The sequence below is a fragment of the Caulobacter sp. ALps2 genome, from assembly GCF_058681635.1.
Genome location: NZ_CM178743.1, coordinates 5,147,480 through 5,161,941 on the forward strand (window position 1 = coordinate 5,147,480; position 14,462 = coordinate 5,161,941).

Here is a 14,462-nt window from a genome sequence, read left to right on the forward strand (position 1 = left end):
GGTCAACACGCGTCGCCCTACGGCGGCAAGGCCTTGATTTGTGCGGCGAATTATCGCGCCTCGGAACATCGGGTCGTCAAGGACAACGTCAGATGGCTGTGCGGCGCAGGAGTTCGTCGCGGCGCTCGGCCATTTCAACACGCGTGCGCTCCAGCGCGTCGCGCTCGGCCATGGACAATAGGGCCTCGACCGTGCGGTTCAGGTGTTCGTGAATCACCCGGCGCGCCTCCTTGGGATCTCGGTCGCGCAAGGCGGCGACGACGCGGCGGTGATCCTCGGCGAAGCCTTCCGGGTCGGCCAGTCGCACGCGTCGCAGCGGGCCGCCGCAGCCGGGGAACTGGCGGCGTAGAGTCCAGATCTCCTCGACCGCCGCGACGATAGCGGCGTTGCGGGTGGCGTGGGCCACGGCGAGGTGGAAGTCGTGCTCCAGCCGCTCGCCGTCCTCGGTTCCGGCAAGGCCGGCCAGGTCGCGGGCGATGCGCTCCAGGGCCATGATCTGCTCGTCGCTGACGGCGGCGGCGGCCAGGGCGCAGGCCTCGCCCTCGAACAGGCGCCGGGCTTCGGTCAACTCCAGGGCGCTGACCTCGGCCTCTGTCGTATCGTCCTCGGACTTGCCGCGCGCCGTCACATAGACGCCCGAGCCTTGCCGCGCCTCGACCATGCCCTGGAACTCCAGGGCGATCATGGCGTCGCGGATCGTAGGTCTGCTAACTCCAAACGAGTCGGCCAACCCGCGCTCCGACGGCAGGCGGTCGCCGGGGGCGTAGCGCCCCTCGGCGATCGAGGCCGCGATGGAGCGGGCCACCTGCTGATAGAGCTTCTGGGGGTCCGGCGCTCCGCGCATTGATCCTCGCTATGGATTCTACCGGGCTATTCTACTGCTTGACCTGACCTTGGGAAGAAGATTGGCCTAGCCGGCGCACTTCGCTGGCGGCGAGCAGGAACGCGCCCACGCCGTACAGCTGCGTGTCGTCGCGACCGACCTGGTCCGGCGCCACGCCCACGCGCTGCACCCAGCCCAGACGGCCGTCCGGCTCGATCGCCGCGTCCAGCGCCTTCCAGCCCTTGTCGATGACCGGACCGTACTTGGCGCGCGACAGCAGGCCATGGTTCACGCCCCAGGCCAGGCCGTAGACGAAGAAGCCCGTGCCGCTGGTCTCCGGCGTCTTCTGCGGCTCCAGCAGCGAGACGGGCCAGTAGCCCTCCGCGCCTTGCAGGGTCGCGATCTTGGCGGCCATCTGCTTGAAGGCCAGCTCATACTTCGGACGGCTGGGGTGGTTGACCGGCAAGTCCTGCAGGATCCGGGCGAGGCCGGCGAAGGCCCAGCCATTTCCACGCCCCCAGAAGATCTTCTGGCCGGCGTCGCTGCGCCGCGTGATGAAGCGGCTGTCGCGGAAATAGAGGTGCTCGGTCTTGTCGAACAGATAGTCGTGGGTCGCCCAGAATTCGCTGTCCGCATGGGCCAGGTAACGTTTGTCGCCGCTGACCTTGGTCAGGGACACCCAGGCCGGCGGGGCCATGAAGATGGCGTCGCTCCAGCACCAGCGCGCCTGGCAGTAAGGGTCGCCCTTGGCCGGCTTGGGCGCGAAGTCCAGCGAGACCTTGGAGGGATCGGCCAGCACCGCGTCGAAGCGGGCGCGGATCGGGGTCAGCTTGCTGGGATCCTTGGTGCGTCCGGCGGCCCAGACCCAGACCGCGCCGGTGGCGTCGGCGTCGGCGTGGCGCGGGCGGTGGTCGAAGCCCCACTGCTCGGCCTCGCCGTGCTTGAGGACAGCCGTCGCCAGGTACGGATCCTGGGTCTGGTCGGCGAAGGTGTAGAGGCCGATGTAGAACGCCGCCTGGATCCAGTCGCGCGGGGCCTCGGTGTCCTTGCGGAACGAGGTCACCGGCACGTAGTCGAAATTGTCCATGTGGGCCAGCTGCCAGGCGGCGACCTTGCGGCCGGCGGCGTCGATCGCCGAGACCGGCGCGCCGACCACGGCGGACTTCTGCCCAGCCACGGCGGGCGCGGCGGTTCCCGCCAGGATGGCCACCGCGGCCGCCGCCTTCAGGAAGGTCTTGAATGTCACCGAAGCGTTCTCCCCATTCTTTTCTTGTACCGTTGTCTCGTGCTTATGCGCCCGGACCGAGGTCGGAGACGGCCAACATGTCCATGTCGTCGAACTCCAGGTTCTCGCCGCCCATGCACCACACGAAGCTGTAGCGGGCGGTGCCGACGCCGCTGTGGATCGACCAGCTGGGCGAGAACACCGCCTCGCCCTCGTCCATGAACACCGCGCGCGGCTCGGCCGGCTCGCCCATCAGGTGCATGACCCGGCCCGGCGCGGCGTCGAAGTACATGTAGATCTCACTGCGCCGGCGGTGGGTGTGCGGCGGCATGGTGTTCCAGACATTGCCGTCCTCCAGCTCGGTGAAGCCCATCACCAGCTGGCAGGTCTCGACGATGCCGGGACGGATGGCCTGGCGGATCACCCGGCGGTTGGCGGTCCCCGCCTCCCCCGCCTGGATCGTGCGCGCCTCGTCGCGGCGCACCCGCTTGCTGGGATAGCTGGCGTGGGCCGGATAGCTGACGAAGTAGAACTTGGCCGGATCGGCCGCGTTGTCGCTCTCGAAGCTGACGCTCTCGGTCCCACGGCCGACATAGAGGCTGTCGTGGCGGGTCATCTCGAAGCGCTGACCGTCCAGGGTGATCGAACCCGGACCGCCGATGTTGATCACGCCGACCTCGCGGCGTTCGCAAAAGAACCGCGAGGCCAGTTCCTTGTGGGTCGGCAGGCTGAGGGCCGCGGTCGTCGGCGTGGCCGAACCGACCACCGCCCGCTCGATTTCCAGATACGACAAGCCCAGCTCGCCTAGACGGAAAAGGCTGTCGATGACGAAGGTGTCGCGCAGCTCGCGCCCCGTCATGCGGCTGATACCCGCGCGGTCGGTGCTTTCACGGTAGTCCATCTGCACGGTCATCGGCGGGTCACGGCCTCGTGGGGGGACGTCGGACCGCTGGCCGCCGACCTCGTCGACGGTCGCTCGCAGGCGCGCACCCATCCCCCGTTTCGTTTGTGGTTGCTGAAGTGACATTACCAATCCGCATGCACGGCCGTAAAGGCCGAAGACGCGCACAGGGCGTGTCCAACGTTGTCATTGAGTCCATTCAGCTTTCCGGTACGGCGGATAGGGCAATAAATTCAATCACCCAGACCACGGCCTGTCGAATAACGACGCGACTTAACAATTGGCCTGGCCATGCGCCATCAGCTGGGCATACCAATTAGCCATTAGCTCGAACCGGCGACCACAAGAACCTAAACACCGGCGAGAACGCCAACGCCACCTAGGGCATCACCGACAAGCTGGCCCCGACCGGCGGAGGTCGCCTCAACCGCCAGAAGAGATGAGCCACAAGCTCGACAAGACGATCTTCGCCAGCACCGTTCTCGGCGCGGCCGGGTTCCTTCGGGGGTTCGGTCTCTTTTTTTGCGCGGAAGTCGGGAAGCCTACTTCGCGGCGCTGGCCGCCCGGAGCGCGATTTCTTCCCGCTTGGCCGCCAGACTCTCGCGCGTGCGCTCGATGGCCTCCAGCTCGGCGGTCAGCAGCAGGTTCTCGATCAGCCCGCCCAAGTGCGCCTGCATGGCGGCGCGGGCGGCCTTGGGGTCGCGGGTGCGCAGGGCCTCGACGATCTCCTGGTGCTCGTCCTTCAGCGGCCGCTTGCGTACATGCCGGGCCTTTTCCAGCATCTGCATGCACAGGCGCGAGCGGTAGCGCAGGTCCCAGGTGTTTTCGACGATCCGCGCCACGGCGACATTGCGCGTGGCCGTGGCGATGGAGATGTGGAACTGACGGTCGGCCAGTTCGGACTGCTCCTTGGTCGACTCCTCGCTGTTCATCTCGGTGACCAGGGTCTCGAGATAGAGCAGTTCCTCGTCGGTGATCAGGGTGGCGGCCAGGGCGGCGGCCTCGCCTTCGAACAACCGGCGGGCCTCGGCCTGCTCGAAGGCTCCGATGTCGAGGTCCTTGGCCGGCGGCGGCGGCTGGTCCAGGCGGACGTAAACGCCCGAGCCCTGGCGCGCTTCAAGGAGGCCGCGCATTTCGAGGGCGATGACGGCGCGACGGACGGTAGGGCGGCTGACGCCGAACTCATCGGCCAGGTCGCGTTCCGACGGCAGGCGCTGGCCGGGCTGGAACGAACCGTCGGCGATCGAGGCGCTGATCGAGGCCGCCACCTGCTGGTAGAGCCGCGTGGATTCCGTGGACGGAGGGGTCGACATCGTAAGCGGCCGCAGACGCGCGCCAAGACCGGCGCGTCACACAGGACTAGCGCCGGTTCGGTCGCCTCACAAGCGCCCGCGAACAAGTGGCCTTACCAGGGACGGCGAGCGGCCGGAGGGTAAGGACTCCGGCCGCCATCGTCGTCCGCCCCGGGAGGAGGTTCAGCGCAAGTTACGCAGCGCGTGTGGTCGACGAGCGAACGACCGAACAGAGCCAGGACCCCATCCGGTCGCGCCCAAACACCTTAGCCAAATTGGCTAGCCATGCAACGGAAAATGGCCTGACCAATTTACGGGATTTGTACGACCAATTCGCTAGCAATCTCAACCTAGGCGGCCTGGCGCAGGTTCCAGGGATGGGCCGGATAGAATTGAGCCATCATCCGACCGACATAGTCGACGAGCCGAGGATAGCTTTCGGCCTCGCGCCGCAAGGGCGAGTCGAAGAAGGGCGTCATGATCGCCGCCAGCATGGCGAACGCCGTGGCGTCGACCCCGACCGGATGGCTGTCGCGCATCAGATAGACCTTGTCCTCCAGCAATTCGTCCAGCGAGCGCAGCGACAGGCTGCCCAGCCAGACCACTTCCTCACGCAGGTGCCGACCGACGCCGACGGCGCGGACATGGGCCGCCACCGCTTCCAGCAATCCCTTGCGCAGGTCGTCGCGGACATGCTCTGGCGCCTGGTCGAACCAGCGGCCCGGGCCCTTGGCGAAGTTGGCCTGATCCAGAAAACGGAAATAGCTCGACACCCAGCCCAACTGGTTCTCGATCATCCGCTCGATCGCCCAGGCCTGGGCGCGCTCCTTGCCGGAAAGGCCCATGTCGAGGTCGACATCGTACTTCTGCTCGATATGGGCGCGGATGAAGGTGGAGTCGCCGATCGCCTGGGCGGCGTCCTCGATCCACGGCAGTTGGCCCTTGGGCGCGGTCTCGCGGCTGCCCTTGGTCTTGCGATAGCGCAGACCCGCCATCATCAGCTGGACCTCGGTCTTGGTCACATAGGGGCTGATCTCGGGCAGCCCGAACCCGGCTCCGGCGGCGAACAGCGTGATCATCGTCCCTCTCCGATCTCGAATGTCGTGGTGACGACTTGCTACCGCCAGGCTACTGCCAGCATGCTGTCAGCAACGATCCGCGATAGTCGAGCTCATGAGACGCGCCGAACGCCTTTTCCAGATCATCCAGATCCTGCGCCGCAGCCGCGCGCCGGTGACCGCCGACGCCATCGCCTCCGAGCTGGAGACGTCCAAGCGCAGCGTCTATCGCGACATCGCCGCCCTGGTCGGCCAGCGGGCCCCGATCCGTGGCGAGGCCGGCGTGGGCTACGTGCTGGAGGCCGGCTTCGACATGCCGCCTCTGATGCTGACCCCCGACGAGATCGAGGCGGCGGTGCTGGGCGCCCAGTGGGTGGCGGGACGTGGCGACCCCGTGCTGGCCAAGGCCGCCAGCGACCTGATCAGCAAGATCGCCGCCGCCGTCCCCGATCGCCTGCGGCCCTACGTCCTGGAACCAGCGGCCGCCGCCTCTCCCGCCTGGAAGCCGCAGACCGACCGCATCGACGTCGCCCAGGTCCGCGCCTGGATTCACGCCGGCCGCAAGATCCGCCTCGACTACAGCGACGAGGCCGGCGCGATCAGCGCCCGGGTGATCTGGCCGGTCACGGTCGGTTATCGCGAAACCGTCCGGATGATCATCGCCTGGTGCGAGCTGCGCGAGGCCTTCCGCACCTTCCGCACCGACCGCGTGGTCGGGGCTCAGTTCCTGGACGAGCGCCACGGCAAGCGGCCCGCTGTCCTGCGAGGCGAATGGATCAAGTTCCGCGACGCCGAGATCGCCGCCTGGAAGCTGAAGGAAAAGGCCGCCTGCTGACGGACTTGCGCGACGGCCGCGCTCAGGGACACTGTCCCCTCGGGAACGTCCATGAAATCGAAGATCTTCGCCACGGCGGCGAAGTAGCCGCTAGATCCCGTGGCGCTTGGCGAAGGTCTCGAACAGGCCGGGCCAGGCCGCCACGGGCTTGCCCGGCGTGCCACGCAGGCCGAAACCGTGCCCACCTTCCTCGAAGACGTGCATCTCGGTCGGGATCGCCTTGGCCTTCAGGGCCGCGAACATGGCCAGGGTGTTCTCGACCGGCACGGTCTTGTCGTCGACGGCGTGCAGCAGGAACACCGGCGACAGCCCCTCCCGCGCCTGCCTCTCCGGCGACAGCCGCAGGGCGCGCTCGGGCGAGGCGTCCTTGGTCAGCAGGTTGGCGCGCGAGCCGGCGTGGGCGATGGCCGGATCCATGCTGATCACCGGATAGATCAGGGCCGACAGGTTCGGCTTGGCCGGCAGCTGGTCGGCGGCGTCGATCGACGCATAGGTCTGGGCGTCATACCGAACGGTCAGGTTGGCCGCCAAGTGACCGCCGGCCGAGAAGCCCATGATCGCCAAGCGATCGGCCGAGAAGCCCATCTCGGCGGCCTTGGAGCGCACCAGGCGAATGCCGCGCTGGGCGTCTTGCAATGGAGCATCGCCGCCCGCCGTCCAGCCATCGGCCGGCATGCGGTAGAACAGTACGAAGCAAGTGTAGCCACGATCGGACAGCCACCGGCCCATCTCGTAGCCTTCCTTGTCCAGCACCACGCGCTGATAGCCGCCGCCGGGGATCAACATGACCGCCGCGCCGTTGGGCTTCTTGGGCCGGAACACCACCAGGGTCGGCTCGCGGGTATGGGCCATGGCCCGGTCTCGGACGCCCTTGGGATCACCGCGCTCGAGGATCTCCTCGGCGACCGTGACACCCTCCCCGCCCGGCGCGCCGTTCGGCCACAGCGTGATGACTTCGGTCGGGTCGGCCAACGGAGTTGCTTGCACCGGAGCGGCCTCCGCCTTGCGCGCCGTCAGGGATCCCAGGACGCCGGTGACGAAGGCCGCGAGGGCGCCGCGACGGTTCAGCATGGGAAAAGCCTTCTGACGGGTTGTTGTCTGGCGCGACCCTAAAACCGCTTCGGGCGATTTGGAAACCGGTTTCCTAGCGTAAGTTTTTTAGACTTGGGCAAAGCGAAGATGGTGCAGGACGATGCCGCTCGTCGTCGCCACGTTCAGGGAGTCGAAGCCGTTCGCCATCGGGACGCCGATGGTCCGCGCCTTGGCCATGACCTCGGGCGTCAAGCCGGGTCCCTCAGCGCCCAGTAGCACGGCGGTGCGCGGCGCGGGCTTCAGGTGAGCCAGGATCTCGGAGGCGGACGGACTGAGCGCCAGGCCCTCGAAACCGGTCGTCGCGAGCAGCTCGGCGATGTCCTCGCCTCGCCCCAACTGCGCCGTGGGCACGGACAGCACCGCCCCGACCGAGACGCGGATGGCCTTTCGGTACAGCGGATCGCAGCAGTCGGCGTCCAGCACCACCGCGTCGGCCCCGAAGGCGGCGGCGTTGCGATAGATGCCGCCGATGTTGTCGTGGTTGGCGATACCGCACAGCACCAGCACGACAGCGCGCTCGGGCAGACTCGCCAGCAGGTCGCGAGCGGAAACCGGCTCGGGCTTCCGGCCCACCGCCAGCACGCCCCGATGCAGATGGAAGCCGGCGATGGCGTCCAGCACGGCCTGGTCGGCGAAGTGGACCGGCGTCTCGTCCGGCAGGCCGACGAACACCTCCGCCAGTTTGTCCTGGCGCTTGGGATCGATCAGCAGCGACACCACCCGTTCGGGGGCGTCGCGGACGAAGGCCCGCAGCACCGTCTCGCCCTCGGCGATGAACAGGCCCTCGCGCCCGACCAGGTCGCGCTCCTTGATCGCCCGGAACGGAGCGACGGCGGGATCGGCGGGATCGGTGACGACGCGGAATTGGGGCACGACTACCTCGAGGCTAACGCACCCCTCGTATCGGCAGGATCGCCAGACCGCCAGCCAGGGCCAGCCCGGCGGCCATCAGGAAGAACAGCTGGAAGTTCTCGTGGGTCGGGCCCAGGCTCCAGACCGCCAGAGCCGGCGCCAGGGCCTGCGGGAGCGTATTGGCCAGATTGATCACCCCCAGGTCCTTGCCCGCGTCACGCTGCGAGGGCAGCACCTGGGTGACCAGGGCGATGTCGACGGCGCAGAAACAGCCCGCCCCGCAGCCGAACACCACATAGGCCGCCACCAGCACCGGCCAGCTGGGCGACAGCGAGAAGACGATCATCGAGGCGGCGAGGACGACGGCCGAGGCGAAGGCGAACAGCTTCCGCCGCTTCAGCCGGTCGGACAGCATGCCGCCCAGCATGGCCAGGGCGACGTTGGAGATGGTCGAGACCGTCGTCAGGAACGCCAGCCCCTCCTCGGCGCGGCGGCCGGGGAACAGCTTGGGATAGTCCATCACGTCCTGGAGGAAGTAGAGCATGTAGCACTGCACCAGGCTCAAGGCGACCAGCACCATGAACCGGCCCGCCCAGGCGAAGGCGAAGTCGGGATGCTTGCGCGGACTGACCCACAGGCCGGCGATAAACTCGCGCAGATGGAATGGCGGCACGTCCTCCTTGGCCAGCGGCGGGTCACGCAGCCGGATCACGAACGGCGCCAGGCCTAGCAGCAGCGCCGCCGAGATCACCGCGTAGCGCTGCCACTCGACCACCAGCAGGCCGCCTATGATCAGCGCGCCGGCGGCCGTGCCAATCGGGTTTCCGAGACTGAGGAATGCGGCGACCATGCCCTTCTGGGTGTCGGGAACCCGGTCGGGCATCACCGCCACCAGGGCCGAAAAGCACAGGTTGAAGGTCAGCTGGAACAGGATCACGCCGCCGATCAGAGCGAGCGGCGTCTTGGCGTTCATGATCGCCAGATAGGCCAGGGAGGCGCCGATCGCGCCGACCACCATCCACGGCCGGCGGCGGCCAAAGCGGGAGGTGGTGCGGTCGCTGATCGCGCCCGCCAGAAGGTTGGCGACACTGGCGACGATGGCGCCGTAGAAGGCGACCTGACTCAGCACCACCGCCTTGGAGGCATGGTCGATCGCCTCGGCCTTCAGGGGCAGCAGCACCTGCAACAGTGGTTGGAAGGATACGAAGGCCCCGACCTGCGCGAGGGTATAGGCGGCGATGAAATTCGCGCGCACCGGCTCCTTTGGCCGCGCTCCGTCGTCAGGCCGCATCACACCTCCCCGAGAGCATGGCGCCGCCATGCTCCGAACTCCCGACCAGAGCCTGTTTGCCCGCTTCCGATGGAACATCGGAAACGGACAGGCTCTGCGCGGTCTTGCGCCGCGTCGAGGGCACACTGACTGTCCGTCCCTGACGGCACAAGGGGTCGCGTGAGGTTAAGCGGGGAGTTTCCTTCTAGCGCCGACAGGCCCTAGTCTGCGCGGATGGGCGTGAGTCTCAAGGCAGTCGGGGCGGGTTTATGGCTTCGGTGACGATCTACGACGTCGCCGCGAAGGCGGGCGTCTCGATCAAGACCGTTTCGCGGGTGATGAACAAGGAGCCGAACGTTCGGCCCGCCATGCGCGACCGTGTGCTCGAGGCGGCCGGGGACCTCGGTTACAGTCCGAATCTTTCGGCGCGCAGCCTGGCCGGGTCGCGCTCGTTCGTGATCGCCGTCTTCGTCGACGCGGCCCTGACCATCGACCACTGGCAAAGCGAGCGCGGCGCGGACTACCTGTCCCGCATCCAGCTGGGCGCGACCCTGGTCTGCCGTGAAGCCGGCTACCACCTGCTGATCGAACTGATCGACAATGACGGTCCGAACGTGCGCCAGGACGTGGCCGCCTTCCTGGCCGCCCTCAAACCCGACGGTGTGATCCTGACGCCGCCCTCCTCGGACAAGTCGGGCGTGCTGGAAACCCTGGACAAGGCCGGCACGCCCTATGTGCGCGTCGGTCCCGAACGCGCCGAGGGCCTGGGCCCGCGCGTGCACATGGACGACGTCGCCGCCGCCCGCGAAATGACCCAGCACCTGGCCGACCTCGGCCACAAGCGCATCGGCTTCATCGTCGGCGAGCCGCGCTACGGCGCCAGCCAGGCGCGGCGGGAAGGCTATCTGGACGCCATGAAAGGCCGCGGCCTGTCGGTGGCCGATGCTTGGGTGCGCCAAGGCGACTTCACCTTCCAGTCGGGGCTTGAGCAGGCCAAGGCCCTGCTGGCCCTACCCGACCGCCCGACGGCGATCTTCGCGTCGAACGACGACATGGCCCTGGGCTGCATCGCGGCGATCGCGGAGGCCGGGCTGATGATCCCCGGCGATATTTCGGTGGCGGGCTTCGACGACAGCCCCAGCTCGCGCTTCAGCCGGCCGCAGCTGACCACGGTGCGTCAGCCGGTGGCGGAGATGTCCTCGGCGGCGGCCAAGTTGCTGATCACCCGGGCCAAGAGCAGCGAACCGCCCGAACGGCCGGTCGACATGCTCCTGCCCTTCGAACTGATCCACCGCGCCTCGACGGCCCCGCCGCCGAAGTAGGCCTTACCGCCGCCTAACGGCCCGGGCGAGCGAAGGCGGCGACGCGGGCGCGGGCGGCGTGGACCGGGTTCTCGGCCGGACGCTCCTGATAGGTCGACTGGAAGGTCGAGGTCACCTGCGGACGCGAGCCCAGGCGGAAGGCGCCGACGCGGTTCGACAGATCGGCGGCCTCGACGCGCAGGGCGTGGGTGGCTTCGGTTGACTGCGAGACCATGGCGGCGTTGCGCTGGGTCACCTGGTCCAGCTGGTTCACCGCCGAATTGACCTGATTGAGGGCGGTGGCCTGCTCGCTGGCCGAGGCGGCGATAGCGTTCACCAGGGTGTCGATGCCGTCGACCTTGTCGACGATGCCGCGCAGGGCCTCGCCCGTCTGGCCGACCAGGTCGACGCCTTCGCTGACCTGCCGGCTGCTCTCGGTGATCAACGACTTGATCTCGCTGGCCGCCTGCGACGAGCGCTGAGCCAGGGCCCGCACCTCCTGCGCGACGACAGCGAAACCCTTGCCGGAATCCCCGGCCCGGGCGGCTTCGACGCCGGCGTTCAGGGCCAGCAGGTTGGTCTGGAAGGCGATCTCGTCGATCATGCCCAGGATCTGGTTCACCTGCTGCGACTGGGCCTCGATCTTGGTCATGGCGTCGGCGGCGCGGGTGACGATCTGGCCCGAACGCTCGGCCTCGGCCGAGGCTTCACCGACGCGCGAGGAGACCTCGCGGGCGCTCTTGGCGGTCTTGCCGACGGCGCTGGTCAGTTGCTCGACGGCGGCGGCCGTCTGCTCCAGCGTGGCGGCCTGCTGTTCGGTGCGCTGCGACAGGTCCTCGGCGCTGCGGGCGATCTCGTCCGCGCCGGAGCGGATGCCGCCGGCCGAGTGCTCGACCGAACGCATCGCTTCCGCCAGAGCGCCGGCCGCCTGTTCGAAATCGACCTTCAGGCTCTGGAATTCGGGGGCCAGGTCGCCCTCGACGCGGGCGGTCAGGTCGCCGGCGGCCAGGCGCGACAGGGCCTCGCCCACCGCCTTCACGGCCGCGGCCTGACGGGTCTCGGCGGCTTCGCGCTCCGCTTCCATCGCGTCGCGCTCTTCCTGCAGCAGGGAAAGATAGCTGGAGATGGCCAGCTCCATGTCCAGGAACACCGCCTTGTTCAGGGCGGCCAGGCCGTCGGCCAGTTCGGCGTCCGACTTGGCGGCGTTGCTGAAAAGGCCCTTGGCCCGCTTGGCGACGACGGCGCGGATCAGTTCCTCGGCCACCAGGGCGTAGCCACCGATGTACCATTGCGGCTTCAGGTCGGCGTCGACGTGCGCGCGACCGATGCGCTCGACGTCACGGACATAGGTGTCGCCGTAATCGGCCTGAGCGATCCGGCGCCAATGGGCGGCCTGGGCGCGCTCGGCCCCGGCCATGTGAGCGTCGTCGCGGAACTTGCCGCGCGTTTCCGGGAAGGTGCGGACCTGATTGTAGAACTTGCCCAGGGCCGAGCCGATCTCGGCGTCGATCACCGGCTTGATCGCGCGCAAGGCCGACCGCGAGCGCTCGTCGAAGCGCATGAAGGCCATCCGCTGGTCAAGCTTGTGCGCGCTCATGCCTTTGGAACTCCGACTCGACGGTAAGATTTGATTGACCACGTTGGTGACCGGAATCTGTTAACCAACATTGAAGTTCGGCGCGATGCGGCCCGTGGACACACCCTTTGGAATGACGCGGGAAACACCCACGCCTTTCGAGCTTTCGGCCACGTTCTCGCCTTGAATAGAACCAAGCTGCGCCTTGGCGCGTTTTGCACTTGTCAGGTCCACGGCAGGGCTTGGATATAACCAAGAAAAGACCCTCTAAGGACTTCATGGCGCTTCCCGCGGACTTCACCTTGACCGAACAGGACGGCCGGACCTTGGCGGTCCTGTCGGGGGACTGGACCGCGCGCGGTCTGTTCGACGCCGGTCTGCGGCTGTCCGAAGCGTTGGCCGCTCCGCGCGCGCTGGATCTGGACCTGACGGGTGTCAATCGCTGCGACACGGCCGGCGCCTACGCCATTCTCCGCTCGGCCGGCGACAGCTTCAAGCCCGAGCAGGTCCAGGCCCGCCGCGAGGTGCTGCGCCTGCTGGAGCTGGTCGGCGCCGCCATCCAGGTCGAACCCGAGCCCACCGTGCGCCCCGGCGGCTTCCATGCGCTGCTGGACCGGATCGGCCGCGGCGTCTTCGGCCTGTTCGGCGACGCGTACAGCACCATGATCTTCCTGGGGCACCTGCTGGTCGCCCTGGGTCGCTGCATCGCCGACCCTCGCCGCATCCGCTGGGCGCCCGTGGTGTCGTTGTGCGAGCGCGCGGGCCTGGACGCCATGCCGATCGTGGCGACCACGACCTTCTTCATCGGCGCGGTGGTGGCCCTGCTCGGCGCCAACATGCTCACCGACTTCGGCGCCCAGGTCTATTCCGTGGAGCTGATCGGCATTTCGGTCATGCGCGAATTCAACATCCTGATCACCGCCATCCTGTTGGCCGGCCGCTCGGCCTCCAGCTTCGCCGCCGAGATCGGCTCGATGAAGATGAACCAGGAGATCGACGCCATGCAGGTCATGGGCGTGGACCCCTATGAGGCGCTGGTCTTGCCCCGCTTCGCGGCCCTGCTCTTCACCATTCCGCTGCTGGTTTTCGTGGCGACCATCGCTGGCCTGGCCGGCGGCATGCTGGTGGTCTGGGTCGTGCTGGACCTGTCGCCGACCTTCTTCCTGCAGCGGATCATCGATTTCGTCGGGGCCACCCACTTCTGGATCGGCATGTCCAAGGCGCCGGTGATGGCGGCGGTGATCGCCGCGATCGGCTGCCGCCAGGGCATGGAGGTCGGCAACGACATCGAGTCGCTGGGCCGGCGCGTGACGGCGGCGGTGGTGCACGCCATCTTCGCCATCATCCTGATCGATGCCGTCTTCGCCCTGGTCTACATGGAGCTGGACATATGACCGGCCCCGCCGCCATCCCGCCAGCGATCGACACGGCCGACGCCGAGAAGCATCCCATCGACGTGCGGGGCCTGGTCTCGTGCTTCGGCGACAACACCGTGCATGATGGCCTGGACCTGAAGGTCGAGCGCGGCGAGGTGCTGGGCGTTGTCGGAGGCTCCGGCACCGGTAAATCGGTGCTGCTGAACACCATCATCGGCCTGAAGGCTCCCGATGGCGGCACGGTCCGGCTGTTCGGCGGCGATATGCGCACGGCCTCGCGCCGGCGGTGGTCGTCGGTCGAGCGCCGCTGGGGCGTCCTCTTCCAGCAGGGCGCCCTGTTTTCGAACCTGACGGTGCGCGAGAACGTCGCCGCGCCGCTCTTCGAGCACACCAAGCTGCCCCGCCGCGAGGTCGAGGAGATCGCCGATCTGAAGATCGCCATGGTCGGCCTGCCCGCCCGCGCGGCTCTGCTCAAGCCCGCCGAGCTGTCGGGCGGCATGCGCAAGCGCGCCGGCCTGGCCCGCGCCCTGGCCATGGACCCCGAGCTCCTGTTCCTGGACGAACCCACCGCCGGCCTGGATCCGATCGGCGCCCAGGCCTTCGACGCGCTGATCAAGGACCTGTCGGACAGCCTGGATCTGACCGTCTTCATGATCACCCACGATCTGGACAGCCTCTACGCCATCACCGACCGCGTCGCCGTACTGGCCGACAAAAAGGTGGTGGCCGTGGCGCCCGTGCGCGAGCTCGAGCGTTCGGACCATCCCTGGATCAAGCAATACTTCCTGGGCCCCCGAGGTCGCGCCGCCGCGACCGCCGAGGATCCGCCATAAATACCTTTCCTTTCAAACGGACGTCGCT

At 67.9% G+C, this 14,462-nt stretch carries 14 protein-coding genes; 4 read left to right on the plus strand and 10 right to left on the minus strand.

Translation table 11 applies throughout. From position 1 onward, the window contains the following. Nucleotides 1-88: 88 nt before the first annotated feature. From ACW173_RS24285 to ACW173_RS24305, 5 genes are all read right to left on the minus strand, one after another. On the minus strand, nt 89-844 hold the full coding sequence (locus ACW173_RS24285; RefSeq protein WP_492082718.1) for a FadR/GntR family transcriptional regulator: 756 nt from the start codon (nt 842-844) through the stop codon (nt 89-91). Between the two features lie 31 nt (nt 845-875). After that, complete coding sequence (locus tag ACW173_RS24290) at nt 876-2,069, minus strand: glycoside hydrolase family 88/105 protein (RefSeq protein ID WP_492082719.1); 1,194 nt, start codon at nt 2,067-2,069, stop codon at nt 876-878. 43 nt (nt 2,070-2,112) lie between these two features. Beyond that, a complete protein-coding gene (gene kduI, locus ACW173_RS24295) occupies nt 2,113-3,042 on the minus strand; it encodes a 5-dehydro-4-deoxy-D-glucuronate isomerase (protein WP_492082720.1) in 930 nt (309 codons plus the stop codon). Nucleotides 3,043-3,491: 449 nt separating this feature from the next. Continuing rightward, the gene (locus tag ACW173_RS24300; RefSeq protein WP_492082721.1) at nt 3,492-4,262 is read right to left on the minus strand and encodes a FadR/GntR family transcriptional regulator; all 771 of its coding nucleotides are present in this window, start codon (nt 4,260-4,262) and stop codon (nt 3,492-3,494) included. A gap of 329 nt (nt 4,263-4,591) precedes the next feature. After that, a complete protein-coding gene (locus tag ACW173_RS24305) occupies nt 4,592-5,320 on the minus strand; it encodes a glutathione S-transferase family protein (protein ID WP_492082722.1) in 729 nt (242 codons plus the stop codon). A gap of 94 nt (nt 5,321-5,414) precedes the next feature. Between ACW173_RS24305 and ACW173_RS24310 the strand changes: the two genes are divergently transcribed. Continuing rightward, the gene (locus ACW173_RS24310; RefSeq protein ID WP_492082723.1) at nt 5,415-6,134 is read left to right on the plus strand and encodes a helix-turn-helix transcriptional regulator; all 720 of its coding nucleotides are present in this window, start codon (nt 5,415-5,417) and stop codon (nt 6,132-6,134) included. A gap of 90 nt (nt 6,135-6,224) precedes the next feature. Here the strand turns inward: ACW173_RS24310 and ACW173_RS24315 are convergent, their stop codons facing one another. The 3 genes from ACW173_RS24315 to ACW173_RS24325 form a co-directional block, all read right to left on the minus strand. Continuing rightward, nucleotides 6,225-7,205: an alpha/beta hydrolase gene (locus tag ACW173_RS24315; RefSeq protein ID WP_492082724.1), complete on the minus strand. Its 981-nt coding sequence runs from the start codon at nt 7,203-7,205 to the stop codon at nt 6,225-6,227. Nucleotides 7,206-7,292: 87 nt separating this feature from the next. After that, nucleotides 7,293-8,099: a TrmH family RNA methyltransferase gene (locus tag ACW173_RS24320; RefSeq protein ID WP_492082725.1), complete on the minus strand. Its 807-nt coding sequence runs from the start codon at nt 8,097-8,099 to the stop codon at nt 7,293-7,295. Nucleotides 8,100-8,112: 13 nt separating this feature from the next. Next, the gene (locus ACW173_RS24325; RefSeq protein WP_492082726.1) at nt 8,113-9,369 is read right to left on the minus strand and encodes an MFS transporter; all 1,257 of its coding nucleotides are present in this window, start codon (nt 9,367-9,369) and stop codon (nt 8,113-8,115) included. A 248-nt stretch (nt 9,370-9,617) separates the two neighbouring features. Here ACW173_RS24325 and ACW173_RS24330 point away from each other — a divergent pair, with 248 nt between their 5' ends. After that, nucleotides 9,618-10,670, plus strand: coding sequence for a LacI family DNA-binding transcriptional regulator (locus ACW173_RS24330; RefSeq protein WP_492082727.1), 1,053 nt, complete (start codon nt 9,618-9,620; stop codon nt 10,668-10,670). A 13-nt stretch (nt 10,671-10,683) separates the two neighbouring features. Here the strand turns inward: ACW173_RS24330 and ACW173_RS24335 are convergent, their stop codons facing one another. Both ACW173_RS24335 and ACW173_RS24340 read right to left on the minus strand, forming a co-directional pair. Continuing rightward, on the minus strand, nt 10,684-12,246 hold the full coding sequence (locus ACW173_RS24335; protein WP_492082728.1) for a methyl-accepting chemotaxis protein: 1,563 nt from the start codon (nt 12,244-12,246) through the stop codon (nt 10,684-10,686). Nucleotides 12,247-12,306: 60 nt separating this feature from the next. Beyond that, nucleotides 12,307-12,459 (minus strand): hypothetical protein, encoded by a 153-nt coding sequence (locus tag ACW173_RS24340; RefSeq protein WP_492082729.1) that lies wholly within the window; start codon nt 12,457-12,459, stop codon nt 12,307-12,309. A gap of 44 nt (nt 12,460-12,503) precedes the next feature. Between ACW173_RS24340 and ACW173_RS24345 the strand changes: the two genes are divergently transcribed. Continuing rightward, nucleotides 12,504-13,619, plus strand: a complete 1,116-nt coding sequence (locus ACW173_RS24345) for an ABC transporter permease (protein WP_492082730.1) — start codon at nt 12,504-12,506, stop codon at nt 13,617-13,619. Continuing rightward, nucleotides 13,616-14,434: an ABC transporter ATP-binding protein gene (locus tag ACW173_RS24350; RefSeq protein WP_492082731.1), complete on the plus strand. Its 819-nt coding sequence runs from the start codon at nt 13,616-13,618 to the stop codon at nt 14,432-14,434. The genes ACW173_RS24345 and ACW173_RS24350 overlap by 4 nt, the downstream gene beginning before the upstream one ends. Nucleotides 14,435-14,462 lie beyond the last annotated feature (28 nt).

Bases quoted from the DNA above. Each gene is read 5' to 3' on its own strand.
- ACW173_RS24315 (WP_492082724.1), bottom strand. From the start codon at position 7,205: ATGCTGAACCGTCGCGGCGCCCTCGCGGCCTTCGTCACCGGCGTCCTG.
- kduI (WP_492082720.1), bottom strand. From the start codon at position 3,042: ATGGGTGCGCGCCTGCGAGCGACCGTCGACGAGGTCGGCGGCCAGCGG.
- ACW173_RS24310 (WP_492082723.1), top strand. From the start codon at position 5,415: ATGAGACGCGCCGAACGCCTTTTCCAGATCATCCAGATCCTGCGCCGC.
- ACW173_RS24330 (WP_492082727.1), top strand. From the start codon at position 9,618: ATGGCTTCGGTGACGATCTACGACGTCGCCGCGAAGGCGGGCGTCTCG.
- ACW173_RS24335 (WP_492082728.1), bottom strand. From the start codon at position 12,246: ATGAGCGCGCACAAGCTTGACCAGCGGATGGCCTTCATGCGCTTCGAC.
- ACW173_RS24345 (WP_492082730.1), top strand. From the start codon at position 12,504: ATGGCGCTTCCCGCGGACTTCACCTTGACCGAACAGGACGGCCGGACC.
- ACW173_RS24300 (WP_492082721.1), bottom strand. From the start codon at position 4,262: ATGTCGACCCCTCCGTCCACGGAATCCACGCGGCTCTACCAGCAGGTG.
- ACW173_RS24350 (WP_492082731.1), top strand. From the start codon at position 13,616: ATGACCGGCCCCGCCGCCATCCCGCCAGCGATCGACACGGCCGACGCC.
- ACW173_RS24325 (WP_492082726.1), bottom strand. From the start codon at position 9,369: ATGCGGCCTGACGACGGAGCGCGGCCAAAGGAGCCGGTGCGCGCGAAT.
- ACW173_RS24305 (WP_492082722.1), bottom strand. From the start codon at position 5,320: ATGATCACGCTGTTCGCCGCCGGAGCCGGGTTCGGGCTGCCCGAGATC.
- ACW173_RS24285 (WP_492082718.1), bottom strand. From the start codon at position 844: ATGCGCGGAGCGCCGGACCCCCAGAAGCTCTATCAGCAGGTGGCCCGC.